Genomic DNA, 24,167 nt, shown 5'->3' on the forward strand with positions numbered 1-24,167 from the left:
CGTCGGCTGCTCCGGTCGGACCGCCGTTCTCCCTGGTGGTGCCGGTGTTCGTGGCGGTGCCGTTGGCCCTGGCGGCCCGGACGGTCGCCGCGCTCGCGCCCCGGGGCGGCCCGGTCAGCCCGAGCACCGGCCGGAGGTACTGGCCGGTGTGGCTCTCCGGCACCTCCGCCAGCTCTTCCGGGGTGCCGGCGGCCAGCACCGTGCCACCCCGGTGCCCGCCCTCCGGACCCATGTCGACGAGCCAGTCGGCGGTCTTGATCACGTCGAGGTTGTGCTCGATGACGATCACCGTGTTGCCCTTGTCGACCAGGCTGTCCAGCACCCCGAGCAGCTTGCGGATGTCCTCGAAGTGCAGCCCGGTGGTCGGCTCGTCGAGCACGTACACCGTCCGGCCGGTGGAGCGCTTCTGCAACTCGGAGGCGAGCTTGACCCGCTGCGCCTCGCCACCGGAGAGGGTCGGCGCCGGCTGGCCGAGCCGGACGTAGCCGAGGCCGACGTCGACAAGGGTCTTCAGGTGCCGGTGAATGGCCGGGATCGCCGAGAAGAACTCGGCCGCCTCCTCGATCGGCATCTCCAGGATGTCGGAGACCGTCCGCCCCTTGTAGTGCACCTCCAGGGTCTCCCGGTTGTAGCGGGCACCCTTGCAGACCTCGCACGGCACGTAGACGTCCGGTAGGAAGTTCATCTCGATCTTGATCGTGCCGTCACCGCTGCACGCCTCGCACCGGCCGCCCTTGACGTTGAAGGAGAACCGGCCCGGCCCGTACCCCCGGACCTTCGCCTCGGTGGTCTCGGCGAAGAGCTTGCGGACGTGGTCCCAGACCCCGGTGTACGTCGCCGGGTTCGACCTCGGGGTCCGCCCGATCGGCGACTGGTCCACCCCGACCACCTTGTCGACGTTGTCGATGCCGATGATCCGGGTGTGCCGTCCCGGCACCAGCCGGGCCCCGTTGATCTGGTTGGCCAGTACGGCGTAGAGGATGTCGTTGACAAGTGTCGACTTGCCGGAGCCGCTGACCCCGGTGACCGCGATGAACTGCCCGAGCGGGAACGGGACGGTGAGGTTGCGCAGGTTGTGCTCGCGGGCGCCCTGCACCACCAGCTCCCGCCCCGGCGTCTGCGGCCGGCGCCCCTTCGGGGTCGGAATCGACCGGCGGCCGGAGAGGTACGCCCCGGTCACCGACTCGGTGTTGGCCAGCAGCTCCGGCACCGAACCGCTGTGCACGATCTTGCCGCCGTGCTCACCGGCCCCCGGCCCGATGTCGACGATCCAGTCCGCCGTCCGGATGGTGTCCTCGTCGTGCTCCACCACGATCAGCGTGTTGCCCAGCCCCTTGAGCCGGACCAGCGTCTCGATCAGCCGGTGGTTGTCCCGCTGGTGCAGCCCGATCGACGGCTCGTCCAGCACGTAGAGGACCCCGACCAGGCCGGAGCCGATCTGGGTGGCGAGCCGGATCCGCTGCGCCTCGCCGCCGGAGAGGGTGCCGGCCGGCCGGTCCAGCGAGAGGTAGTCCAGGCCGACGTCGACCAGGAAGCGGAGCCGGGCGTTGATCTCCTTGAGCACCCGCTCGGCGATCATCTTCTGCCGGTCGGTCAGGGTCATCCCGCCGAGCAGTTCGGCGCACTCGCCGACCGAGAGCGCGCAGACCTCGGCGATGTTCCGGCCGCCCAGGGTGACCGCCAGCACCTCCGGCTTGAGCCGGCTGCCCCGGCAGACCGGGCAGGGCACGTCCCGCATGTACCCCTCGTACTTGTCCCGGGACCAGTCCGACTCGGTGTCGTTGTGCCGCCGCTCGATCCACTGCACCACGCCCTCGAAGCCGGTGTAGTAGGAGCGCTCGCGGCCGTACTTGTTGCGGTAGCGCACGTGCACCTGGTCGCCGGAGCCGTGCAGGACGGTCTTCTGCGCCCGGGACGGCAGCGCCCGCCACGGGGTGTCCAGGTCGAAGTGCTCGGCCTCGCCCAGCGCCTCCAGCAGCCGGAGGAAGTATTCCTGGGTCTGCCCGCCGGCCCACGGCGCGACGGCACCCTCGCGCAGCGTCCGCTCCGGGTCGGGCACGACGAGTTCGGCGTCGACCTCCTTCTTGGTGCCCAGCCCGGTGCACTCCGGGCAGGCGCCGTACGGTGCGTTGAAGGAGAAGACCCGGGGTTCGAGGTCCTCGATCGCCAGCGGGTGGTCGTTGGGGCAGGCCAGGTGCTCGGAGTAGCGCCGCTCCCGGGCCGGGTCGTCCTCCGGCAGGTCGACGAAGTCGAGCAGCACCAGCCCGCCGGAGAGCCCGAGCGCGGACTCCACCGAGTCGGTGAGCCGCTGCTTGGCGCCCGCCTTGACGGTGAGCCGGTCCACCACCACCTCGATGGTGTGCTTCTCCTGCTTCTTCAGCTTCGGCGGCTCGGTCAGCGGGTGGACCACCCCGTCGACCCGGGCCCGGGCGTATCCCTTGGCCTGGAGTTCGGCGAAGAGGTCGACGTACTCGCCCTTGCGGCCGCGGATCACCGGGGCGAGCACCATGAACCGGGTGCCCTCCTCCATCGCCAGCACCCGGTCGACGATCTGCTGCGGGCTCTGCTTGGAGATCTTCTGGCCGCAGACCGGGCAGTGCGGCTCGCCGACCCGGGCGAAGAGCAGCCGGAGGTAGTCGTAGACCTCGGTGATGGTGCCGACCGTCGAGCGCGGGTTGCGCGAGGTCGACTTCTGGTCGATCGAGACGGCCGGGCTGAGCCCCTCGATGAAGTCGACGTCCGGCTTGTCCATCTGGCCGAGGAACTGCCGGGCGTACGACGACAGCGACTCGACGTAACGCCGCTGGCCCTCGGCGAAGATGGTGTCGAAGGCCAGGCTGGACTTTCCGGAACCGGAGAGCCCGGTAAAGACGATCATGGCGTCGCGCGGCAGGTCGAGGTTGACGTCGCGCAGGTTGTGTTCACGCGCGCCACGGATGATCAGTCGGTCGGCCACTGTCCGCGCACTCCCGGGGAGGAAAAGTATGTTCTGTCCGATTTGCTGGCGCAGAGAAGCGCCTCGGCAACTCTAGCCCCGGGGTACGACAGTTTCCCGCGCCGTCAAATTCCCGCAGCTCAGCCGCGGCACCGCCATCGACCGACCGCGACCGAGCCCTGACTCACCGCCCCGGACGACCCCGACTCCGCTGCTCCTTGCGAATCCGCTTCCATTTGTACCGCTCCTCGGCGGCCAGCCGCGCGTCCCGTCGGCGTGTCTCGTACGCCACCTCGCGCTGGAGCTTCTGCCAACTCTCCCAGCGCCGCGGGCTCAGCTCGCCGCTCTCCAGCGCGATCTGCACCACGCACCCCGGCTCGCCCCGGTGCGCGCAGTCAGCGAACCGGCAGGCCGCGACGAGTTCCGCCACATCGGCGAAGGCCCGGTCCAGCCCGGCCGCCGCGTCCAGCAGACCCACCGCCCGCACCCCCGGGGTGTCCAGCACCGCTCCCCCGCCCGAAATCGGGATGAGTTGCCGGTGCGTGGTGGTGTGCCGGCCCTTACCGTCCACCCCGCGTACCCCCTGTGTCGTCATCACGGTCGCCCCGGCCAGGGCGTTCACCAGTGTCGACTTGCCGGCGCCGGAGGGCCCGAGCAGCGCCAGCGTACGGCCGGGCGCCACCCACGGGCGCAGCTCGGCCAACCCGGTGCCGCGCTGTGCGCTTACCGGCAGCACCGCCACGCCCGGGGCCGCCCGGCCGAGCTGGTCGGCCATCGCCGCCGGGTCGGCGACCAGGTCGCACTTGGTGAGCACCAGCAGTGGGGTGGCGCCGGACTCCCAGGCCAGCGCGAGCAGCCGCTCGATCCGGGCCACGTCCGGCGACGGGTGCAGTGGCTCGACCACCGCCACGCCGTCCGCGTTGGCCGCCAGCACCTGACCGGTCGAGTCCTTGTCGGCGGTCCGCCGCACGATCGCGGTACGCCGGGGCAGCACCGCCTGCACCGTCAGCCGCCGGTCCGGCCAGTGCCGGACCAGCACCCAGTCACCGGCACACGGCAGGTTGGCCGCGTCCCGGGCCGCCGCGACCAGCAGGCCGCCGCCGAGACTGGCCCGCAGCGGCCCGCTCGCGCAGAGCACCGTGCAGATTCCCCGGTCGGCCCGGACCACCCGGCCGGGTCGGAGGTCGTCGCCGCGTTCGGGGTACGCCGCGGCCAGTGTCGCGTCCCAACCGAGGGACGCCAGATCGAAGGTCATCTCAACCCTTGTCGTCAGAGGTGGATTCAGCAGTCGAATCCAGAAGTGGAAACGGTGACAACGCGCACGTCGTCCGCATGCCTCCCACCTCCTCACGCTCACGGGTGTGCCCTCGAACGGTAGGTCTGGTCCGGCCGGACCGAAAGCCAATTCCGGCTCCGCCACTCCCGGCGGAAGGCGTCCCGGCCCCGCCGACCGGCGACCGCTATCGTCGTGAGTCGTGACACTCGACCCACTCGCGCTGCTGCCCGAGGTGGACCGGGCGACCGAGCGGCTGTTGCGGACCGTCGACAGGCTCGACGACGCGGCGACCGGCGAACCGTCCCTGCTCCCCGGCTGGACCCGGGGCCACGTGCTCAGCCATCTCGCCCGCAGCGCCGACAGCCTGGTCAACCTGCTGACCTCGGCGCGTACCGGGGAGGACGTCCCGCAGTACCCGAGCCCGGCCGCCCGGAACGCGGACATCGCGGCCGGCTCGGCCCGGCCGGTCGGCACCCAGCTCGCCGACCTGCGGGACAGCGCCCGGCGCTTCGCCGAGGCGGCCGGTGAGCTGCCGGCACCGGCGTGGGCCGCCCAGGTCCGCTCGATTCGTGGGCTCCGCCCGGCCGCCACCCTGGTCTGGGCCCGGCTGCGCGAGGTGGAGGTGCACCACGTCGACCTCGACGCCGGTTACCGGACCGCCGACTGGCCGGACGCGTTCGGCCAGCGGCTGCTGCACGAGGTGGTGCACGACCTGGCCCACCGGGACGACCCACCCGCCCTGGTGCTGGTGCCGGCGGAGACCGGGCAACCGCTGACCGTGCACAGCGGCCGGGGCGGGCCGGTCGGCGTGCCGACGGCGGACGGCGGCCCGGAACTGCGCACCGTCGCCGGCCCGGCGCACGAGCTGGCGGGCTGGCTGACCGGCCGGAGCGGCGGCGACGGCCTGGTCGTCACGCCCGCCGGGCCGCTGCCGGCACCTCCGCCCTGGATCTGAACCCGCCGGACCCCCAGGCACCCGGCCCTCGACGGGACGACCCGACCTCTGGTTCGGCCCCGCCTCTCGACGGGAACGACCCGACCCGCCCGACCCTGATCCGCCGACAACCCGGAGGCACCGAAGATGAGTTACACCGGCAACGTCGCCGCCGACGGCCCGCCCGACGTACGCGAGCTGAGCGGCCTCACGGTCAGCAAGCTCTCGGTCGGCCCGATGGACAACAACGCCTACCTGCTGCGCTGCACCGCCACCGGCGAGCAGGTCCTGATCGACGCGGCCAACGAGGCGCCCCGGCTGCTGGAACTCGTCGGCGAGGGCGGGCTGGCCGCCGTGGTCACCACGCACCGGCACATGGACCACTGGGTCGCCCTGGAGGAGGTGGTGGCGAGCACCGGGGCCCGGTCGCTGGTGCACGCCGCCGACGCGGACGGCCTGCCGATCGACTCCGAGCCGCTCGCCGAGGGCGACCGGGTCCGGGTCGGTGACCGCGAACTCGAAGTGATCCACATCGTCGGGCACACCCCGGGCTCCGTCGCGCTGCTCTACCGGGACGAGACGGACGGCCTCCACCTGTTCACCGGCGACTCGCTCTTCCCCGGCGGGGTCGGCAACACCGACCGCGACCCGGTGCGGTTCGGCTCGCTGATCGACGACGTGGAGCACAAGATCTTCGACCGGCTGCCGGACGAGACCTGGTTCTATCCGGGACACGGCCGGGACAGCACGCTCGGCACCGAACGGCCGTCGCTACCGGAGTGGCGCGCCCGGGGCTGGTGAACCCCCGGCGGGTACCGGGGATGGCGGCCGTTGGCGAGCTTGGCTAATGAGTGTAGCTTTTAAGCTATGACTGATACCCGGTATCTCCGCCGCCCGGAGGGGCGCATCGCGTACGAGCTGTGGGACGGCGACGGGCCGCTGGTGATCTGCTCCCCGGGGATGGGCGAACTGCGCCAGTCGTACCGGCTGCTGGCCCCGAAACTGGTCGCGGCCGGCTACCGGGTGGCGGTGCTGGACATCCGGGGACACGGCGACAGCGACACCAGCTTCTCCGGGTACGACGACGTGGCGCTCGCCAGCGACATACTCGGGCTCGCCGACGAACTCGGCGGGCCGGCGTACCTGGTCGGCAACTCGATGGGAGCCGGCGCCGCCGTGATCGCCGCCGCCGACGCCCCGGCCAAGGTACGCGGCCTCGTCCTGCTCGGCCCGTTCGTCCGGCAGCCCGCCGGCGCGGCAGTACTGAACCTGCTCTTCCGGATCATGCTCGTCCGGCCCTGGGGCCCGGCGGCCTTCCTCGGGTACTACCCGAAGTGGGTGCCCGGCACCAAGCCCGAGGGGTACGCCGAACACCTCGCCCGGGTCCGCGACAACCTGCGCCGGCCCGGACACTGGCGGGCCTTCGTCCGGACCACCCGCACCTCGCACGAGCCGGCCCGGCAGCGGCTGCCCGAGGTGTCCGCCCCGGCCGTCGTGCTGATGGGTGCCGCCGACGTGGACTGGAAGGACCCGGCGGCCGAAGCGCACTGGATCGGCGAGCAACTGGGGGCCGAGGTCGTGATGCTGCCCGGCGTGGGCCACTTCCCGCAGGCCCAGGCCCCCGAGGCGGTGGCCGCCGCCGTGAACCGGCTGGTCGAGCAGGACTCCTGACCCCGGTGTGGACGCCTGCCGGCACCGGTGTGCCCGGTGCCGGCGAGCAGGCATTCCGGCCCGGAATCCGAAAGTGCCCGGGAAAGTCGAAAAAGATGTTGCCCGGTTACCGGAGTCACCCCTACCGTAGTTACCACAGCGATCAACAAACCGACACCGAATCGACAGCGAGCGACAGGGAGCATCCGATGTTGTGGCAGACCTCATCGCGAGCGTGGCGGCGACTGCCGTCCGGCTCGGCGGGTTGTGCCACGCTCGGGCACCCCGTCCTACGCAGCGCCGGCGAATGTGCCGAGCTGGGCGGCTGGCGGACGTAACGCGAATCCATCGCGTCCACGCCGCCCTCCCGGACCCGGGACCGGGCGGCGTTTCTCTTACCGTGCGCGTTCCTTGAGCACGCATGTTTTCCTGCCACGCATTCTCTCTTTGCCACGCATTCTCTTCCGCCATGCACGATCCGCACAGGGGTGTGGCGCAACTGGCAGCGCAGCGGCCTCCAAATCCGAAGGTTGCAGGTTCGAGTCCTGTCACCCCTGCTTCTCCCCGGTCTCGACCGGCGGACACGGCACCAACTTGAGAACTCCACAGTGGATGGCATTACCGATGCCCGGCCGGCGCCGTACCACCGCGCCGGCCGGGCGGATCCGGGGCGAGGGAGACGGCTGACCCGCCTGTTTTGGGTACAGGAGAAACCGAGTTCGATTCTCGGGTCCCGGACGAAACCATCCGCTCCGGTAGCCCAACGGCAGGAGGCAGCGCGCTCAAAACGCGCACAGTGTGCGTTCGAATCGCACCCGGAGCATTTCCCGTGCGGCTGTAGCGCAGCTGGCAGCGCGCCACCTTGCCATGGTGGAGGTCCCGGGTTCGAATCCCGGTAGCCGCTCCGAACACTTTCCAGAGTTCCGTGACGTCGACGCGAGAAGGAGGTTTCCGGTGGACGTCCTGGTCATCAACGCCGACCTCGGCCCGCTCCACCGGGTCAGTCTCCGGCACGCCGTACGGATGCTGGTCCGGCGGGTCGCCGAGGTGCACGAGGCCGTACCGGACCGGCTGATCGGGGTGTACCCGGTGCCGACCGTCGTCCGGCTGGTCAGGTACGTCGTCACCAGGTGGCGGTTCAGCTCGGGGCCGGCCTGGTCCCGGTCGGGCGTGCTCACCCGGGACGGCCGCCGGTGCGGCTACTGCGGGGGCCACGCCAGCACCGTCGACCACATCCTGCCCCGCTCCCGCGGTGGCCGGAACACCTGGACCAACACCGTCGCGTCCTGCGACGGCTGCAATCAGCGCAAGGCCGACCGCACCCCCGCCGAGGCGGGCATGGTGCTGCGGTCGGCGGCGACGGTCCCGAGTTGGGCCGCGCTGACCCGGCGCTGACGGCCGGCCGGCGGATTCTCCCCCGCCGGCCGCCTTTTCCGGATCGTCCAACGGCAGGACACCTGACTCTGGCTCAGGCGACCGAGGTTCGAATCCTCGTCCGGAAGCGCGATGCCCTCGTGGCCCAATTGGCAGAGGCACCAGGTCGAGGGCCTGGTCACGTGCGCGTTCGAGTCGCGCCGAGGGCACTTCGGGGTGGGTGCTGGTGCACAGCGTTGCCTTGCAAGCTTCGCGTGCGCGGTTCGATCCCGCGTCACTCCACGCATGCCCGGGTAGCCCAACGGTAGAGGCCGCCGGCTCAGAACCGGTGTGTTGCAGGTTCGACTCCTGCTCCGGGTACGTCCGTTTCAAGCCCCTGTAGCTCAGTGGACAGAGCGCCTGGCTACGAACCAGGGAGTCGGAAGTTCGAATCCTCCCAGGGGCACGACATCGGGACGTGGCGCAGCTTGGCAGCGCGCCGCACTGGGGGTGCGGAGGCCGTCGGTTCGAATCCGGCCGTCCCGACTTCGACAGGGTCGCCGCAGCCGGCGACGACGACTATCGTCTGCCCGACGAGACCGAGAGGATCATGGTGCCGAACCCCACCGAACTGCACAAGGTCAACGCGCTGGTGCAGGGCTTCAAGCCGCAGGCCAAGCGGGAACTGACCGACGCGCACCGGCGTACTCAGAAGGCGCCGCCGCTGTCCGGGATCTCCCGGACCTACCAGCCGTTCGCCGACGACATCCGGGAGCAGTTGCCGCCGGAGTCGACCCGGGTGCAGTACACCGTCCAGGAGGTTCTCGACGAGGTCGCCACCACCATGGGTCGGCTCTTCGACCTCCAGTTCCTCCAGGACACCGGAAACGCCACCGCCAAGGCCGACGTCGTGGTCGACGGCCGGACGCTGGTCCGGGAGGCACCGGTCACCTATCTGCTCTTCCTGGAGAAGCAGCTCGTCGACCTGCGTACCTTCGTCGACGGGCTGGCCACCCTGGACGCGGCGGAGCGGTGGGAGTTCGACCCCGACCGGGGCTGCTACGCGAGTACGCCGAGCCAGACGCAGAAGATGCGCAAGGTGCACCGCAACCACGTCAAGGCCGAGGCGACCGAGAAGCACCCGGCGCAGGTCGAGGTCTACACCGAGGACGTACCGGTGGGCACCTGGACCACGGTGAAGCTCTCCGGCGCGCTGCCGGCGGAGCGGGTCAAGCTGCTGCGCGGCCGGGTCGACAGGCTGCTGGAGGCGGTGAAGGTGGCCCGCGAGGAGGCGAACAGCAGCACCGTCGAGGACCGCACCGTCGGCGACGAGGTGTTCGGCTACCTCTTCGGGTAGCCTCCCATACACCCCCGTGGAGCGGGGGTGGCGCGACGAGCGTCGAGACTGAGGCTGACCTGTCAGACTCATCGAAGGCGACGGTTCCAGTGGAGGTTCGAGTCCTCCCCTCGGCACTCCGGGCCGAGGTGGCCCAACTGGCAGAGGCAGGCCGGCGCCGAGCAGGCTGAGACTATCGCTCCAGACTCAGCACCCCCACCCATCGCCAGACCTACCGACCACGACAATCTCGACGAGATGCTGGTTCGAGTCCAGTCTGCCGCTCTCCCTGCGGCGGTCGCTTAATGGCAAAGCACGTCGACCGCAGACTGATCGTGGAGCTTAAACGCCGCTGGCGTGCGAACGGGTGGAATTCGAGGGCCCCCGGGGCAGGGCATACCCCGGGGGTCCGCCAACTCTTGACGAGCCCCCGCCTCGTGGCGGGACGTCCAGGCGCCGCTAGCTCAATGGTGAGAGCAACGCACTCTTAATGCGTGGGTTCGGGGTTCGAGTCCCCGGCGGCGTACTCGCGGGGTGGCGCAGTGGTAGCGCGGCGGCCTCATAAGCCGCAGGTCCCGGGTTCGACTCCCGGTCCCGCTCCCGTTCCGGTAGCTCAGTCGGAAGAGCATCGCGTCGACATCGCGAAGGCCGCTGGTTCGAGTCCAGCTCGGAACACGTACGAGTCCAGCTCGGAACACGTACAGGTACCGCCGGTCGCCCGAGCGGGTGCGCCGACGTCGGAGAGTCGGGCCTGTCTGTAAAACAGGTGCCTCGCGCGCAGGAGGTTCGAATCCTCCCACCCGCACGCCCGGCCTCGTCTCGTCCCCGGTGGGGCGCCCCGCCTGCAAAGCGGGTGATGCGGGTTCGACTCCCGGCGAGGTCTCGATGCCATCCACTGTGGATGCCATGGGCGCGGGCGTTGGCTGCTCGGCCGCCACTCATTCTGGCGGTGTGCCCGGTTCGACACCGGGGGCCCATGACTCGCCGGCCGGCGATGGTTGTGGTGACGGGGGAACGCCGGCCGGCCCCGACCGCCCGGCCACGGCTCGGCTCCGGGAACCGGTCAGGGTCGCGGAGTGCGACCCGCCCGCCAGGCCCGTACGCCGAGGACGCCGACGGTGGTGCCGATCGCCAGGGACGCCGCGATCAACAGCGCGTGCACCCAGAGGAAACCCGTCGGGCTGCCCTGCCCGATCTCCCCGGTCGACCACGCCCGGGCATCGTTCCAGATCGCGACGGCGAACCGGGGCCAGATCACCCAGGTCCAATCGCCGACCAGGACCAGGAAGCCGGCCCAAGGCCGCGACAACAGCATGGCAGCCCAGTATGCCAGCCGCGACCCGTGCCCCCGGGTGGCGCCGGCCGGCGGCCCCACCCGGCCGGCACCACCCGATCCCCCCGGTCCCCCCGCAAGCCGCCCGGCCGGCTCCGGCGCCCCCCGGTCTGCTCCCCACCCAGCCAGCTCGCCGCCCCCTGCCCCGCGGTCTGCTCCCGGCCCAGCCGGCTCGCCGCCCCCAGCCAGCTCGCCGCCCCCAGCCAGCTCGCCGCCCCCAGCCAGCCCGGCCCGGTCAGCCCTGCACCGTCGAGCCGAGTCGGCGGCGTACCCCCAGCAGGACGACCCCGCCGAGAACTATCCCGACGCCCACCGTGCCGAGCAGCGCGAACGACTCCCCCGGCAACAGTCCGCCGAGCGAGCGGGCCAGGATGGCCAGCACCATGTAGAGGCCGGCCCAGAGCACCGCACCGATCGCCGCGAAACCCAGGAACCGCCGGTACGACATCCGCAGCCCACCCGCGGCCAGCGGCAGTACCGCGTTCAGTACCGGCAGGAACGGCGCCACCATCACCATCCGGCCCCCGCCGCTGCCGAGAATACGCTCGGCGGCCACCCAGCGTGCCTCCCCGATCCACCCCCCGGTACGGCTGCGCCGCAACCGGGCACCGAACCGCCGGCCGGCGAAGAAGGTGAGCGACCAGCCGCCGAGACAGCCGGCGATCACCGCCAGGAACGCCCCCAGACTGGCCGGCCTGCCCACCCCCACCGCGGCCAGTACCGCCACGTCACCGGGTACGAGTACGCCGAGCAGCGGTATCGCGTCCAGCAACATGACCCCGCCGAGCACCGTCAGGAAGATCCACGACGGCAGTTCCCCCACCTGAACCAGCCAGTCCGCCACGTCAGGAACGTTACGGAGGTGGCGGCATCCGGACATCCGGGGCGAGCCCTGGTTGGCGGCACGGGCGACCCTGAGCCGATCTAGGGGTGACTCCGCGCCGTCCGGCGTAGGCCGACGGACGTCCCCGCTCGCCGGAGGTCGACCCGACCCACCGGAGGCCGACCCGACCGGCCGGAGGTTGGTACGACTCCCGACTTCCGCCCGCACCGGCTATCCCGGGAGGCTACTGTCGGTGGCGTACAGGGCGGGCCACGCACCAGGCGCGCCGCTAAGGAGACACCAATGGCAACCGGAACCGTCAAGTGGTTCAACTCGGAAAAGGGCTTCGGCTTCATCGAGCAGGACGGCGGAGGACCGGACGTGTTCGTCCACTACTCCGCGATCGCATCGTCCGGCTACCGGGAGCTGAACGAGGGACAGAAGGTCGAGTTCGACGTCACGCAGGGCGAGAAGGGTCCACAGGCGGCTAACGTCCAGCCGCGCTGACCAGCTCGGGCCGCGCCGGGTGGGCCGGTACGGCCGGCTCCTCCGGCAGGTCACGGCGCTTGCGCAGGGGGCCGAACAGCAGGATCAGTCCGGTCAGTGCCAGCCCGCCGGTGAGTACCCACATGGCCGGGCGGAGGCCGAGTGCCGTACCGAGGGCGCCGGTGAGCACCGCGCCGAGCGGCATCGTGCCGAGGTTGACCACCTGGATGGTCACGCTGACCCGGCCGAGCAGCCGGTGCGGCACGTACGCCTGCCGGAAGCCGGCCTTGATCACGTTTCCGGCCACCACTCCGGCACCGATCACCACCCCGGCCAGCACCACCAGCCCGAGCCGGGCTCCGGGGGCGGTCAGCGGGATCAGCAGGCCGAACGGTTCCGCGCCGAGGGCGCAGAGCAGCAGCGCGCGGGCACTGCCGAGGCGCCGGGACAGCGCGGTGGCGACGGCGGCTCCGACGACCCCGCCCGCGCTCATCACGGCGACAAGTGCGCCGACCGTGCCCGGGCCCAGCCCGACCTCGCGGACCAGGAAGACGACCAGGATCGCCTGGTAGCCGATCAGCCCGAGGTTGCTGACGGCCCCCCAGACGGTGAGTACCCGCAGGTAGGGGTCGCGGGCGGTGAAGCGTACCCCCTCGGCGATCTGCTGGCCGAGACCCGCGTCCAGATCGGCGGCCCGGCGTGGCTCCGGGCGCCGGATCGAGAGCAGGCAGGCGGCCGAGCCGAGGAAGCCGAACACGTTGACCAGCAGTGCGGCCGCCGCACCGAACAGGTTGGCCAGCAGTCCGGCCACACCCGGCCCGGCCACCTGGGCCACCGCCTCGGTGCCCTGGAGCTTCGCGTTCCCCTCGGCCAGGTCGGCCCGGTCGAGCAGGGTGGGCAGGTAGACCTGGTACGCGGTCTTGAAGAAGACGCTCACCGTTCCGCCGGCCAGCGCGACGGCCAGCAGGTGCCCGACGCTGAGTACGCCGAGCCAGCCGGCGACCGGCACACTGGCGAAGAGCAGCGCGGCGACCAGGTCGCAGGTCACCATCACGGGCCGGCAGCGCAGCCGGTCCACCAGGGCGCCGGCCGGCAGTCCGACCAGCAGCCAGGGCAGCCAGGCGGCGGCGGTCAGCAGCGCGACCTGGAAGGTGCTGGCGCCGAGGGTGGCGACCGCCACCAGCGGCAGCGCCACGCTGGTGACGCTGGCCCCGAAGGTGCTGCCGCCCTGGCCGATCCAGAGCAGCCGGAAGTCTCGTTGCCGGAGCAAACTCATTTTTCCTCCTCGTCCGATGGCCCGCTGGCCGCGCTCGACCCGCGCCCGGCGGCCGGGGGGCGGCGGGCGCAGGGGTCGGGCTGGCTCAGGGTTGGGCCGGGACGCCGTAGGCGAAGAAGAAGACGGGGCCGCGGTGCTGCCCGTCGTCGGGTAGCTCCCGATCGCCCCAGCGGGAGAGCAGGGCGTGCAGCTCGGTCTCGAACTCGACCAGTTCGTCCGGGGTGAACCGCAGCCAGCGGTCGGTGGAGAAGGGCGCCTCCGCCCAGGCGGCCCGCTGCTCCTCCCCGCTGGCATGCCAGTCCCGGACCAGGCCGACCTGGCGGTCGAGGTTCAGCGAGACGGCCGCCTGCTGCACGGCCTCGCTGGCCGGGTCGTCGGCGAAGTCGGCGGCGGACCAGCGCAGGCCGGACGAGACCAGCCGCCACCAGCGCTCCCGGCGGTCCCGGGCCAGTTCCGGCGCCTCCGCCACCAGGTCGGCGGCGGCGAGCACCCTGAGGTGGTGGCTGACGTTCGCCACCGCCTGTCCGGTGCGTTCGGCCAGCGTGCTGACGGTGGCCGGGCCGTAGACCTTCAACACGTCCATCAGACGTCGGCGTAGCGGATGGGACATCGCGGCCAGCACCCGGGAGTCGGTCACCTGGCGGACTTCTCGCTTCATGCGCTCAGCCTCACACATGCAACCACTGTTGTGCAACAGCTGTTGCACAACAGTGGTTGCACAGTTCTGGCGGTGCTGACCGGCAGATATCGACCGGAGACCGGGTTCGGCTGATAGCGGAAGCGCTCGGCACGTCCTACCGAGCCGATCTAACGTGACGTCATGCAGAAGATCGCCCTGGTCGTCGGCGCCACCGGCCAGGTCGGCCGGGCCACGGTCCGCGCCCTGGTGGCCGACGGCTGGCACGTCCGGGCCGCCGCCCGGGGCCTGCGGGCCGGCGCCCCCTGGCCGCCGGACTGGGACGTCGAACTGGTGCCGCTGGACCGCGAGGACGACGCCGGGCTGGCGGTCGCGGTCGGCGCCGGCTGCGACGTCCTGGTCGACACCTTGGCGTACGACGCCCGGCACGCCCGCCAACTGCTCCGGCTCGCCGACCGGATCGGTTCGGCCGTGGTCGTCTCCAGCGCCGGGGTCTACCTCGACGACGAGGGCCGGGGGTTCGGCGCCGAAGGGTTCCGGTGCCCGGTGCCGATCGCCGAGACCCAGCCCACCGTGGCACCGCCGGACCCCGATCCCGATCCCGACCCCGACCCCGATCCCGACTTGGACACGGACCCGGACCCGGAACCCGGGGCGGGTGCGGACAGCTACGCGGCCGGCAAGGCGGCGCTGGAACGGGAACTGCTCACCGCCGGGGCGGTACTGCCGACCTCGCTGCTGCGGGCCGGTGCGATCCACGGGCCGCACACCGTGCACCCACGCGAGTGGCACTTCGTCAAGCGCGCCCTGGACAACCGGCCGGTACGGGTACTGGCGTACGCCGGGCAGAGCCGCTTCCACCCGGTCTGCACGGCCAACCTGGCCGAGCTGATCCGGCTCTGCGCCGCCGAGCCCGGTGCCCGGGTACTCAACGCGGGCGACCCGGAGCCGCCGACCGTACGCGAGATCGGCGCCGCCGTGCACGCGGTGCTGGACCACGACGCGGAGGACGTACTGATCGACGGCCCCTCCCCGGCACCGCCGGTGGGCATGACACCGTGGTCGACCCGGCATCCGGTGGTGCTGGACATGAGCCTGGCGCAACGACAGCTCGGCTACCGGCCGGTGACCAGCTATCTCGACTCGCTGCCGGAGACAGTACGGTGGCTTGTGGACGCCGCGCACGGCCGGGACTGGCGGACCGTCTTCCCCGATCTCGCCCAGAACTACCGCACCGACTACTTCGACTACCTCGCCGAGGACGCCTGGCTACGCCGCCGCAGCCACTGAGCCGCCGCAGCCACTGAGCCACCGCAGCCGCCGAACCGCTGAGCGCGGTGGCGGTTCAGGCGGCGGTGAGCTTCGCGGCGAGCTCGGCCACCCGGTCGCCGAACGCCGCCCGAAGTGCGGTCGCCGCGGTGTCCAGGTCCTTCTCGCCCAGCCCGTTGAGCACGCCGTCGATGATCTGCTGCTCGTTGACCCAGTCCTTGCCGAGCATGGCCATCTGGTTCGCCTTGACCTCGGTCAGCATGCCCTCGATGTTGTAGAAATGCTGCCGGATGTCGGTACGCCCGCTGCCGTCCGGCTTCTGCGCACCCTGCCACAGCAGGTAGTTGTTGTCCTTGGCGAACTTGAGCAGCTGCTCCTGCTCCTGGTCGGACAGTGCCGGCATGATGTTCTCCCCTCCGGACGATGCCGCCGCGACGTCGCGCCGGAACTGGTTCATGTTGAAGCTCGGATCCGTCTTGACGCTGGGATGCCCGTAACCGGCGGGCTGGTGCTCCTTGTGCCCGCCGATCCCCCAGCCGGTACGGTCGCGCAGCGCCCGGACCCCGCGCACGTACGAGTCGTACTGCCGGTCGGTCCAGGGCTCGCCGAGGGCGTGCTGGGCCTCGATGCCGATCAGCCCGGAGTTGCCGACCCCCTTGAACGGCCCGGCCCAGCCGACCCGGACGTGGTTGCACCGGCCGGATGCGATCACGTGCCAGTGCCCGGTACGGGAGAGGTAGAGCTGGGCTATCGGCGGCGGCGCCGTGGCCGAGCCGTGCAGCAGGACGTAGATCTCGCCGGCGTCGGTGGAATGCAGCGAGCCGCGGGTCTCGTGGCACATGATCCCGTGTGGATCGAACGACGTGGAGCCGCGGCTCCGCCAACCACCCACCTCGTGCACGGTGAGCCCGGCGGCCCGGAGCACGTCAGCCAGCCAGAGCAGTCGCATCGGTCAGCCCTCCTGACTCGGAGGCAAGCTTTCACTACTGACCGTATCCGTGCGGTCTGGCTGCGTCCAGTCGTCAGAGCTGCCAATCTGAGCAAAACCCATGGTCAACCCGGTCGGCACTCGGGAAGGGACGGTCAGCCCACAGCCGGCCTCAGAAGGCCAGGCACTCACACTCCGTCATCAGCGCCCTGACGTTCCGGACGTACTGCGGGTTCGGGATCTTCAACCCGTCGTCGGTCACCACCGCACCCGGTCCGAAGTTGTACGCCGAGATCACCGCGTTCAACAGGCAGGAGTTGAGTTCGCCGGTGCAGTCGTCGGCGGAGACGCCGTAGGCGCCGTCGAAGAACGCGTCCCCGATGTACTTGATCAGCCAGGCCAGGTAGTTCGCGCCCAACGTGGCGTTGTCCCGGTGGTCGTCGATGTCGTACGACTGGTCGAACCGCTGGTTGACGAAGGCGGCGGTATCCGGCATGACCTGCATCAGCCCGACGCCGCCGTCGCAGGCGACGATGTTCGACTGCCAGCCGCTCTCCTGCCAGGCGGTCGCCTTGACCAGGTTGACCGGCACCCGGATGCTCGGCGCCGAGTTCGGCCAGTACGTCCGGCCGGCCGCCTCGGTGAGCGCCTGCTTGACCTGGGCGCGGCTGGCCTGGTCGCCCTGGTAGCGGGGCTTGGTGCAGCCGGTCTCGGGCTTCGGCGGCGGCGGGGGCAGCCTGGTCTCGGTCGGCGGCTTCGGCACCTTGCGCGGCCCCGGCTTCCGGCTCGGGGTCCGGCTCGGTTTCGCCGACGGGGTCGGCCGGGCGCCGAGCCCCGCCACGGCCGGCGGCTGGGTCGTCGGCTCGCCGGCCGGAGCCGGCTGCGCCGTGTCCGACGGGTCGACCTCGGCCGCGACCGTGGTCGTGCCGCCGGTCGGCTCGCCGTTGGCGCAGCCGACCGCGGCGGCGAGCGCCAGGGCCACCACCCCGGGCACCAGCGTCCTGCGCAGCCACTCAGCCATTTCGAGCCCCCAGATCTCCCGGCGCACCATAACAGGCACGCCACCTGATCAGGGGGCCTCGACCACCCGGCCAGCCGGCGCCGCCCGCTGGGCGGCCTTCCCCGCCACCGGCGCTTTCTGCGGTGCCGCCGCCCCCGCCTGCTGCGCGGCGGCCTCCCCGCCGGACGGCGTCACCTGCTGCGCGGCCTCCCCGGCGGACGGCGTCGCCTGCTGCGCGGCCTCTCCGCCGGACGGCGTCGCCTGCTGTGCGGCGTCTCCGGCGGACGGTGGCCCGGGTCGCTGCGACGGCTGCGCACCGGCGGCGCGTACCGCGCGGTCCCGGGTCGCCCAGGCCACCACGAAGACGGCGGTCCAGAGCACACCGAGCAGCATCGAGGTGACCGTCTCGCTCGCCGAACTCCAGCCGACGTACAGCCGGGCCGCCCCGACGGTCACCACGCCGACCGCCGCCACCGTCCAGGCCGCCACCGCCGTCGGCCACCGGCTCTGCCGGGCCAGCAGCCAGGCCAGCGTGCAGAAGCTGGCCGCGACCACCGCGTTCTGGGCCGGCAGCAGCGCCACCGGGGCACTCCGGGTCGGGCCGGTGACGTCGGTGACCAGGAGCAGCACCAGCAGCGGTACGAAGGCGCCGACCGTACCGAGCACGCTGAGCAGGTCCACCCGCCACGGCCGGGTACGCCAGCCGACCACCGCGGCGACCAGCGCCACCACCAGGATCAGCGCCGGCCCGCGCAGCGCCCCGATCATGCCGTGCGCCAACTCGGCCACCCCGTCGGTACGCCGGGACGCGAACCACTCCGCTATCGCGCTGTCGACCACCGACAGCCCGCTCTGCGTCACCACCAGGTCGAGCAGCCAGGCCAGGACCAGCCCGGTCACGAAGAGCAGCGCCAACCCGGCGACCAGGTTCGCCAGCAGCGTCCAGGCCGGCCCGATGTGCATCGAGAGCAGGAAGAAGAGCACCCCGTACCGCCGGGCGAGCCAGCGCAGCGGCGGCCGGGCGACGGCCCGGGACAGCAGTGACCGCACCGGATCCGGATTGCGACCGAGCCAGCGGCCGACCAGCACGATGGTGACGATGAAGACGATGAGCAGCAGTACCGCCCCGGTCGCCCGGCCGAGATGGTGGGAGACCGTCTCGTAGGACTCCCCGGCCAGGAAGCCGGCCAGCACCGAACCGCCGACCCAGGTCGTCACCCCGGCGAGGTTCCACGGCGCGAACCGCCGGTACGGCATCCCGGCGCTGCCGGCCAGCCGGGGCACCAGGGTCCGGGCGAAGGCCACCCAGCGGGCCGCGAAGACGCCGCGCCCGCCCAGCCGCTCCAGCATCGCGTCGGCCTTCGCCCAGCGCCGTTCCCCGACCCGGCTGCCCCACCGGCCGGCTCGCAGCCGGGGGCCGTGCCGCCGGCCGCTGCGGAAGGCGAGCGCGTCGCCGAGCACCGCTGCGAGAATCGTCACCACCAGCGCGGGCCCGAGCCGGAGCATCCCGGTGTAGCTGAGGAAGCCGACCAGCAGCAGGGTCGCCTCGGCCGGCATCACCAGGCCGACGATCACCGCCGTCTCACCGGCCACCAGCAGCGCGGCGGCCAGATAGACCAGTACCGGCGGCAACTCCCGCACCACCGTCAACACGTCCTGCACGCCCGACCCCCCGAACACTTCGGCCAGCATGCCAGCCGCGTGCTGCGATGGCACGGCGATTCCACGGAGACCGGGGTAACCCCAGGGGGAACCCGGACGCCGGCCCGGATCGCGCAGGCGGGAGGATGGAGAGCATGCAGACCCGCGGGGACCTTCGTAACGTCGCAATCATCGCCCACGTCGACCACGGCAAGACCACCCTGGTCGACGCCATGCTGCGGCAGTCCGGCGCGTTCTCCGCCCGGGCCGAGCCCGCCGACCGGGTGATGGACTCCATGGACCTGGAGCGGGAGAAGGGCATCACCATCCTGGCCAAGAACACCGCCGTGCGCTACCTGCCGGCGGACGGTTCGGACCCGGTCACCATCAACATCATCGACACCCCCGGGCACGCCGACTTCGGCGGCGAGGTGGAGCGCGGGCTGACCATGGTCGACGGGGTACTGCTGCTGGTGGACGCCAGCGAGGGCCCGCTGCCGCAGACCCGGTTCGTGCTCCGCAAGGCGCTGCGGGCCCGGCTGCCGATCATCCTCGTGATCAACAAGGTGGACCGGCCGGACGCCCGGATCAAGGAGGTGGTCGACGACACGTACGAACTCTTCCTGGACCTGGACGCCGACGCCGAGCAGATCGACTTCCCGATCATCTACGCCTGCGCCCGGGACGGCATCGCCTCGCTGACCCAGCCCGCCGACGGCACCGTGCCGGAGGACAGCAGCTCGCTGGAGCCGCTCTTCCGCAGCCTGCTCGACACCATCCCGCCACCGGCCTACGACGAGGACGCGCCGTTGCAGGCGCACGTGACAAACCTGGACGCCTCGCCATTCCTGGGCCGGCTGGCGCTGTGCCGGGTCCGCCAGGGCACCGTCACCAAGGGCGAGACCGTGGCCTGGTGCCGCACCGACGGCAGCGTGGCCCGGGTCCGGGTCTCCGAACTGCTGATGACCGAGGGACTGGAGCGCAAGCCGGCCACCTCGGCCGGACCGGGCGACATCATCGCGATCGCCGGCATCCCGGAGATCATGATCGGCGAGACCCTCACCGACCCGGAGGACCCCCGGCCGCTGCCGCTGATCACCGTGGACGAGCCGGCGATCTCGATGACCATCGGCACCAACACCTCGCCGCTGGTCGGCCGGGTCAAGGGCGCCAAGGTCACCGCCCGGATGGTCAAGGAGCGGCTGGACCGGGAACTGATCGGCAACGTCTCGCTGCGGGTGCTGCCCACCGACCGGCCGGACGCCTGGGAGGTGCAGGGCCGGGGCGAGCTGGCCCTGGCGATCCTGGTCGAGCAGATGCGCCGGGAGTCCTACGAGCTGACCGTCGGCAAGCCGCAGGTGGTGACCAGGGAGATCGACGGGAAGACCTGCGAGCCGGTGGAGCGGCTGACCATCGACGCCCCGGAGGAATACCTCGGCGCGATCACCCAGCTGCTGGCCACCCGCAAGGGCCGGATGGAGCAGCTGGTCAACCACGGCACCGGCTGGATCCGGATGGAGTGGCTGGTGCCGGCCCGGGGGCTGATCGGCTTCCGCACCGAGTTCCTCACCGACACCCGGGGCACCGGCATCCTGCACCACGTCTTCGAGTCCTACGAGCCGTGGTTCGGCGAGCTGCGCACCCGCAACACCGGTTCGCTTGTCGCCGACCGGTCCGGGGTGGCGACGGCGTTCGCGATGCTCAACCTCCAGGAGCGCGGCACCCTCTTCGTCGAGCCGGCCACCGAGGTGTACGAGGGGATGCTGGTCGGCGAGAACTCCCGCTCCGACGACATGGACGTCAACATCACCAAGGAGAAGAAGCTCACCAACATGCGCTCCTCGACGAGCGAGGAGACCGAGAAGCTGATCCCGCCGCGCAAGCTCTCCCTGGAGCAGGCCCTGGAGTTCTGCCGCGAGGACGAGTGCGTCGAGGTGACCCCGGTGGCGATCCGGCTGCGCAAGGTGATGCTGGACGCGCCGTCGCGGGCCCGGGCCGCCGCCCGGCGCAAGCACGCGAACTGACTCCGGCAGCGGGCCGCACGGATGTTCCGGGATGGGTCGTAGGCTGCCCGGATGCGGTCGTACCCTGCTCAGGTGTCCTGGGACGAAATCGACGCCGAACTGGCGGCGGTGCCCGGCACGGTCTCGGTGTACGCGGGTCGGCTCGGCCGCCGGCCCGGCTACACCCGGCTGCCGGACGCACCGCACTACGCGGCCAGCACCATGAAGGTGGCGGTACTGGCCGCCCTGCACCGGGCAGCCGAGGCCGGGAAGCTGGAGCTGGACGCGCCGGTGCCGGTGCGCAACGAGTTCGACTCGGCCCGGCCGGGCGCGGACCGGTTCTCCTGCGCGCCCGACTACGACAACGACGAGCAGGTCTGGGCCCGGCTCGGCGGCACCGCACCGCTGCGCTGGCTCGCCGAACGGATGATCGTCCGGTCCAGCAACCTCGCCACCAACCTGGTGCTGGGGCAGGTCGGGCTGCCCGCCGTCGCCGAGGTCTGGGCGGACAGCGGCGCCCGGCACAGCCGTACCGAGCGGGGAATCGAGGACTTCGCCGCCCGGGACGCCGGGCTCGACAACCGGGTCACCGCCGCCGACCTGGCCGGACTGTTCGGCGGGATCGCCCGGTCCCGGCTCGGCTCCCCGGCCGCCTGTGCGGCGATGCTGGACGTGCTGCTCGCCCAGGAGCGCACCGAGGACCTGGCCGCCGGACTGCCGCCGGGGACCCGGATCGCGCACAAGAACGGCTGGGTACGCGGCGTCCGGCACAGTGCCGGCGTGGTCTTCCCGGACGACGCTCCGCCGTACACCGTGGTGGTCTGCACAAGCGTCCCGCCCCCGACCGGGGACCGTGCGACCGAGGTCCGTGCGACCGGGGAGCGTGCGACCGACGCCGGTGCGACCAGCACTGGCAGTACCGACGGCGGTACGGCCGGCGAGGACCTCGACGGGCGGGCGCGTCGGCTGATCGCCCGGGTCTCGGCCCTGGTCTGGGCCGCCCGGCACCGGCTGGGGACCGTCGACTGATCCGACGGTCGATATGGTGTCTGCATGTCGATCGCCTCGGTACGCACCCACCGGCTCTCCGCTCCGCTGCACACCCCGTTCGTCACCGCGCTGCGCCGTACCTCCACAGTAGAGACCCTTGTCGTGGAGGTGGTCGACGCCGACGGGCGGTCCGGGTTCGGCGAGGCGCCCCAGGTGTGGCAGGTGACCGGGTCGTCGATCGGCGGTGCGCGGGACTGTGTCGAGGAGGTGTTCGCCCCGCTGCTGACCCGGCGCGACCCGGACGACCTGGTGGCCCGGTGCACGGAGGTACGCCGGGCGGTGGTCGGCAACGAGGCGGCGAAGGCGGCGGTGGACGTCGCACTGCACGACCTGGCCGCCCGGCGGCTCGGCGTACCGCTGTACCGGCTGCTCGGCGGGACCTCCCGGCGGGTCGCCACCGACGTCACCCTGTCGGCCGGGGACGCCGTCGAGTTGGCCGGGGCGGCGAAGCAGCGGGTGGCCGACGGTTTCGACGTACTCAAGGTGAAGGTCGGCACCGACGCGGCGGGTGACCTGGCCCGGGTCCGGGCGGTGCGAGGTGCCGCCGGGCCGCAGGTCCGGATCCGGCTCGACGCCAACCAGGGCTGGACGCCCCGGGAGGCGGTCCGGGTGATCCGCAGCATCGAAGACGCCGGACTCGACGTGGAGCTGGTGGAACAGCCGGTGCACGCCCGGGACCTGGGTGGGCTGGCCTGGGTCGCCGACCGGGTCGACGTGCCGATCCTGGCCGACGAGTCGGTCTACGGGGTGCGCGACCTGATGGAGGTGATCCAGCGCCGGGCCGCCGACCTGGTGAACGTCAAGCTGGCCAAGTGCGGTGGCCTGGGTCCGGCCCGTACCCTGCTGGAACTCGCCGCCGAGCACGGCCTCGGCACGCTGGTCGGCTCGATGATGGAGAGCCAGATCGGGCTCGGCGCGGCGGCCAGCCTGGTGGCGGCGCACGGCACCAGCGCAGTCGCCGACCTGGACGCCGCGTGGTGGCTGGCCTGGACGCCGGTCCAGGGCGGCATCCGGTACGAGCAGGCCACCGTCGTCCTTCCCGACGCACCCGGCCTGGGCGTCGCCGGCCTGCACACCACCCCGGCACCGACCCCCTGACGAGGCCCCGCCCCCGGCGACCCGCCACCCGGTGGTCCCCGGCCACCCCGCCTCCCCTCCCGGTCCCTCCGCTGTCCGGTCCCGGGCCACCCAGCGGCACCATGAAGGCAACATTCAGTCGCCTGTTGCAGTTCGGCGCTAACTTTCATAAAGTTCGGGCGGAGGCGGGCGAGGACGGGTGGTGGTACTGGCATGGTGCTGCGCTCGGGGCAGCAGGCTGTTGTCCGGGTCGCCGTCGCCACCCTGTGGGCGAGACCCGAGGCCGTCCGGCCGGTGGACGCGCCGGCCCTGTCCCGCCGCACCGACATCGCCGGCTGGATCTCCGGGATGACCGCCGACCAGCGGGTCGGCGAATGCGTGCTCAGCCAGCTCCTGCTCGGCGAGCGGGTACTGGTCGAGGAGGTCCGCCCAGACGGCTGGGTCCGGCTGGTCGCGCTGGAACAGCCGGCGGCCAAGCTCGATCCCCGGGGCTACCCGGGCTGGCTGCCGCTCCAGCAGCTCGCCGAGCCCGCCGAGCCGGCACCCGCACCGCCGGACCTGGTCGTCGCGGCGATGGTCACCCGGCTGCACGACGCCCCGGCCGGCGCGGTGGTGCTGCCCGGCGTCGTCCTGGGTACCCGGCTGACCGGGGCGGGGCCGGTCCGGGCCGGCTGGCGGCCGGTCTGGGTCCCCGACCGGGAGAAGCCGCTCTGGGCGCCCGACACCCACCTGGCGGCGGCGCCGAGGCGGCAGCCCGCCGCGACCGAGGTGCTCGCCGTGGCCAGCCGGCTGCGGGACGTCGTCTATCTCTGGGGCGGCGTCTCGGCGTACGGCATCGACTGCTCCGGGCTGGTGCACCTGGCCTGGCGGCGCTTCGGCGTACGCCTGCCGAGGGACGCCGACGACCAGGCGGCGGCGACCGCGCCGGTGCCGCTCGGCGCCGAACGCCCCGGCGACCTCTACTTCTTCGCCCGGCCCGGCCGCCCGGTGCACCACATCGGCATCGTCACCGCCCAGCCGGGACCGGACGGCGACCGGCGGATGCTGCACGCCTGCTACACCAAGCGGCGGGTCCTGGAGGAACCGATGCCCGCCGACCGGGCGGCGACCCTGGTCGGCGCGCACCGGGTCGGCTGACCTCGACCGAACGACAACGGCGC

The 24,167-nt window shown here is 72.1% G+C and carries 18 protein-coding genes, 13 tRNA genes and 2 pseudogenes; 24 read left to right on the forward strand and 9 right to left on the reverse strand.

Features of this window, described 5'->3' with window-relative positions; genetic code table 11:
* Positions 1–58: 58 nt before the first annotated feature.
* Positions 59–2,956: pseudogene (gene uvrA / locus O7626_RS22010) on the reverse strand (excinuclease ABC subunit UvrA); the annotation flags it as partial.
* A gap of 163 nt (positions 2,957–3,119) precedes the next feature.
* Positions 3,120–4,190 (reverse strand): ribosome small subunit-dependent GTPase A, encoded by a 1,071-nt coding sequence (rsgA, locus tag O7626_RS22015; RefSeq protein WP_278063015.1) that lies wholly within the window; start codon positions 4,188–4,190, stop codon positions 3,120–3,122.
* 220 nt (positions 4,191–4,410) lie between these two features.
* Between rsgA and O7626_RS22020 the strand changes: the two genes are divergently transcribed.
* The 18 genes from O7626_RS22020 to O7626_RS22105 all read left to right on the forward strand — a co-directional run bounded on the left by O7626_RS22020 (position 4,411) and on the right by O7626_RS22105 (position 10,367).
* Entirely contained in the window at positions 4,411–5,166 is a 756-nt protein-coding gene (locus tag O7626_RS22020) for a maleylpyruvate isomerase family mycothiol-dependent enzyme (RefSeq protein ID WP_278063016.1), read from the forward strand.
* A gap of 126 nt (positions 5,167–5,292) precedes the next feature.
* A complete protein-coding gene (locus O7626_RS22025) occupies positions 5,293–5,946 on the forward strand; it encodes an MBL fold metallo-hydrolase (RefSeq protein ID WP_278063017.1) in 654 nt (217 codons plus the stop codon).
* Positions 5,947–6,012: 66 nt separating this feature from the next.
* Positions 6,013–6,816: an alpha/beta hydrolase gene (locus tag O7626_RS22030; protein WP_278063018.1), complete on the forward strand. Its 804-nt coding sequence runs from the start codon at positions 6,013–6,015 to the stop codon at positions 6,814–6,816.
* A gap of 463 nt (positions 6,817–7,279) precedes the next feature.
* A tRNA-Trp gene (locus O7626_RS22035) sits at positions 7,280–7,352 on the forward strand.
* Positions 7,353–7,544: 192 nt separating this feature from the next.
* Positions 7,545–7,618 (forward strand) — tRNA-Leu (locus O7626_RS22040).
* An 8-nt stretch (positions 7,619–7,626) separates the two neighbouring features.
* Positions 7,627–7,699: transfer RNA gene (locus O7626_RS22045), tRNA-Gly, on the forward strand.
* A 50-nt stretch (positions 7,700–7,749) separates the two neighbouring features.
* Positions 7,750–8,190, forward strand: coding sequence for an HNH endonuclease (locus O7626_RS22050; RefSeq protein WP_278063019.1), 441 nt, complete (start codon positions 7,750–7,752; stop codon positions 8,188–8,190).
* A 36-nt stretch (positions 8,191–8,226) separates the two neighbouring features.
* Positions 8,227–8,297, forward strand: a tRNA-Gln gene (locus tag O7626_RS22055).
* 6 nt (positions 8,298–8,303) lie between these two features.
* Positions 8,304–8,378: transfer RNA gene (locus O7626_RS22060), tRNA-Leu, on the forward strand.
* 78 nt (positions 8,379–8,456) lie between these two features.
* Positions 8,457–8,529: transfer RNA gene (locus O7626_RS22065), tRNA-Leu, on the forward strand.
* A gap of 12 nt (positions 8,530–8,541) precedes the next feature.
* A tRNA-Arg gene (locus O7626_RS22070) sits at positions 8,542–8,614 on the forward strand.
* A 6-nt stretch (positions 8,615–8,620) separates the two neighbouring features.
* A tRNA-Pro gene (locus O7626_RS22075) sits at positions 8,621–8,694 on the forward strand.
* Between the two features lie 64 nt (positions 8,695–8,758).
* Positions 8,759–9,505, forward strand: coding sequence for a hypothetical protein (locus tag O7626_RS22080; protein ID WP_278063020.1), 747 nt, complete (start codon positions 8,759–8,761; stop codon positions 9,503–9,505).
* Positions 9,506–9,937: 432 nt separating this feature from the next.
* A tRNA-Lys gene (locus tag O7626_RS22085) sits at positions 9,938–10,010 on the forward strand.
* 2 nt (positions 10,011–10,012) lie between these two features.
* Positions 10,013–10,084: transfer RNA gene (locus O7626_RS22090), tRNA-Met, on the forward strand.
* Between the two features lie 2 nt (positions 10,085–10,086).
* Positions 10,087–10,159 (forward strand) — tRNA-Val (locus O7626_RS22095).
* 47 nt (positions 10,160–10,206) lie between these two features.
* Positions 10,207–10,289 (forward strand) — tRNA-Tyr (locus O7626_RS22100).
* A 5-nt stretch (positions 10,290–10,294) separates the two neighbouring features.
* A tRNA-Cys gene (locus O7626_RS22105) sits at positions 10,295–10,367 on the forward strand.
* 180 nt (positions 10,368–10,547) lie between these two features.
* On the opposite strand, the gene O7626_RS22110 is transcribed toward O7626_RS22105, so the two are convergent.
* Together O7626_RS22110 and O7626_RS22115 are read right to left on the reverse strand one after the other, a co-directional pair.
* Entirely contained in the window at positions 10,548–10,799 is a 252-nt protein-coding gene (locus O7626_RS22110; protein WP_278063021.1) for a hypothetical protein, read from the reverse strand.
* A gap of 253 nt (positions 10,800–11,052) precedes the next feature.
* On the reverse strand, positions 11,053–11,661 hold the full coding sequence (locus tag O7626_RS22115) for a VTT domain-containing protein (RefSeq protein WP_278063022.1): 609 nt from the start codon (positions 11,659–11,661) through the stop codon (positions 11,053–11,055).
* Positions 11,662–11,943: 282 nt separating this feature from the next.
* Between O7626_RS22115 and O7626_RS22120 the strand changes: the two genes are divergently transcribed.
* Positions 11,944–12,147: a cold-shock protein gene (locus O7626_RS22120; protein ID WP_278063023.1), complete on the forward strand. Its 204-nt coding sequence runs from the start codon at positions 11,944–11,946 to the stop codon at positions 12,145–12,147.
* Here O7626_RS22120 and O7626_RS22125 read toward each other — a convergent pair.
* Both O7626_RS22125 and O7626_RS22130 read right to left on the reverse strand, forming a co-directional pair.
* Complete coding sequence (locus O7626_RS22125; RefSeq protein ID WP_278063024.1) at positions 12,128–13,402, reverse strand: MFS transporter; 1,275 nt, start codon at positions 13,400–13,402, stop codon at positions 12,128–12,130. The genes O7626_RS22120 and O7626_RS22125 overlap by 20 nt on opposite strands.
* 85 nt (positions 13,403–13,487) lie before the next feature.
* Positions 13,488–14,060 carry a metalloregulator ArsR/SmtB family transcription factor gene (locus O7626_RS22130; RefSeq protein ID WP_278063025.1) on the reverse strand — a complete coding sequence of 191 codons (573 nt, stop codon included), beginning with the start codon at positions 14,058–14,060 and terminating at the stop codon, positions 13,488–13,490.
* A 162-nt stretch (positions 14,061–14,222) separates the two neighbouring features.
* Between O7626_RS22130 and O7626_RS22135 the strand changes: the two genes are divergently transcribed.
* A complete protein-coding gene (locus O7626_RS22135; RefSeq protein WP_278063026.1) occupies positions 14,223–15,329 on the forward strand; it encodes an NAD(P)H-binding protein in 1,107 nt (368 codons plus the stop codon).
* Between the two features lie 55 nt (positions 15,330–15,384).
* On the opposite strand, the gene O7626_RS22140 is transcribed toward O7626_RS22135, so the two are convergent.
* The 3 genes and pseudogenes from O7626_RS22140 to O7626_RS22150 all read right to left on the reverse strand — a co-directional run.
* Complete coding sequence (locus tag O7626_RS22140) at positions 15,385–16,257, reverse strand: N-acetylmuramoyl-L-alanine amidase (RefSeq protein ID WP_278063027.1); 873 nt, start codon at positions 16,255–16,257, stop codon at positions 15,385–15,387.
* A 151-nt stretch (positions 16,258–16,408) separates the two neighbouring features.
* Positions 16,409–17,257: a transglycosylase SLT domain-containing protein gene (locus O7626_RS22145; protein ID WP_278063028.1), complete on the reverse strand. Its 849-nt coding sequence runs from the start codon at positions 17,255–17,257 to the stop codon at positions 16,409–16,411.
* Between the two features lie 306 nt (positions 17,258–17,563).
* Positions 17,564–18,898 (reverse strand): annotated as a pseudogene (locus tag O7626_RS22150) (DedA family protein); the annotation flags it as partial.
* Between the two features lie 134 nt (positions 18,899–19,032).
* Between O7626_RS22150 and typA the strand changes: the two are divergent.
* From typA to O7626_RS22170, 4 genes are all read left to right on the forward strand, one after another.
* Complete coding sequence (gene typA / locus O7626_RS22155; protein WP_278063029.1) at positions 19,033–20,901, forward strand: translational GTPase TypA; 1,869 nt, start codon at positions 19,033–19,035, stop codon at positions 20,899–20,901.
* Between the two features lie 72 nt (positions 20,902–20,973).
* Complete coding sequence (locus O7626_RS22160; protein ID WP_278063030.1) at positions 20,974–21,909, forward strand: serine hydrolase; 936 nt, start codon at positions 20,974–20,976, stop codon at positions 21,907–21,909.
* Positions 21,910–21,933: 24 nt separating this feature from the next.
* Positions 21,934–23,028 (forward strand): dipeptide epimerase, encoded by a 1,095-nt coding sequence (locus O7626_RS22165; RefSeq protein WP_278063031.1) that lies wholly within the window; start codon positions 21,934–21,936, stop codon positions 23,026–23,028.
* Positions 23,029–23,220: 192 nt separating this feature from the next.
* Positions 23,221–24,144 carry an NlpC/P60 family protein gene (locus O7626_RS22170; protein ID WP_278063032.1) on the forward strand — a complete coding sequence of 308 codons (924 nt, stop codon included), beginning with the start codon at positions 23,221–23,223 and terminating at the stop codon, positions 24,142–24,144.
* The last annotated feature ends 23 nt before the right edge of the window (positions 24,145–24,167 follow it).

Origin of the sequence: Micromonospora sp. WMMD1102, assembly GCF_029626265.1 — a bacterium.
Taxonomy (GTDB): domain Bacteria; phylum Actinomycetota; class Actinomycetes; order Mycobacteriales; family Micromonosporaceae; genus Plantactinospora.

Excerpts from the sequence above, each read along its gene's own strand:
- rsgA (WP_278063015.1), bottom strand. The coding sequence starts at position 4,190 with ATGACCTTCGATCTGGCGTCCCTCGGTTGGGACGCGACACTGGCCGCG.
- O7626_RS22025 (WP_278063017.1), top strand. The coding sequence starts at position 5,293 with ATGAGTTACACCGGCAACGTCGCCGCCGACGGCCCGCCCGACGTACGC.
- O7626_RS22030 (WP_278063018.1), top strand. The coding sequence starts at position 6,013 with ATGACTGATACCCGGTATCTCCGCCGCCCGGAGGGGCGCATCGCGTAC.
- O7626_RS22080 (WP_278063020.1), top strand. The coding sequence starts at position 8,759 with ATGGTGCCGAACCCCACCGAACTGCACAAGGTCAACGCGCTGGTGCAG.
- O7626_RS22110 (WP_278063021.1), bottom strand. The coding sequence starts at position 10,799 with ATGCTGTTGTCGCGGCCTTGGGCCGGCTTCCTGGTCCTGGTCGGCGAT.
- O7626_RS22120 (WP_278063023.1), top strand. The coding sequence starts at position 11,944 with ATGGCAACCGGAACCGTCAAGTGGTTCAACTCGGAAAAGGGCTTCGGC.
- O7626_RS22125 (WP_278063024.1), bottom strand. The coding sequence starts at position 13,402 with ATGAGTTTGCTCCGGCAACGAGACTTCCGGCTGCTCTGGATCGGCCAG.
- O7626_RS22130 (WP_278063025.1), bottom strand. The coding sequence starts at position 14,060 with ATGAAGCGAGAAGTCCGCCAGGTGACCGACTCCCGGGTGCTGGCCGCG.
- O7626_RS22135 (WP_278063026.1), top strand. The coding sequence starts at position 14,223 with ATGCAGAAGATCGCCCTGGTCGTCGGCGCCACCGGCCAGGTCGGCCGG.
- O7626_RS22140 (WP_278063027.1), bottom strand. The coding sequence starts at position 16,257 with ATGCGACTGCTCTGGCTGGCTGACGTGCTCCGGGCCGCCGGGCTCACC.
- O7626_RS22145 (WP_278063028.1), bottom strand. The coding sequence starts at position 17,257 with ATGGCTGAGTGGCTGCGCAGGACGCTGGTGCCCGGGGTGGTGGCCCTG.
- typA (WP_278063029.1), top strand. The coding sequence starts at position 19,033 with ATGCAGACCCGCGGGGACCTTCGTAACGTCGCAATCATCGCCCACGTC.
- O7626_RS22165 (WP_278063031.1), top strand. The coding sequence starts at position 21,934 with ATGTCGATCGCCTCGGTACGCACCCACCGGCTCTCCGCTCCGCTGCAC.
- O7626_RS22170 (WP_278063032.1), top strand. The coding sequence starts at position 23,221 with ATGGTGCTGCGCTCGGGGCAGCAGGCTGTTGTCCGGGTCGCCGTCGCC.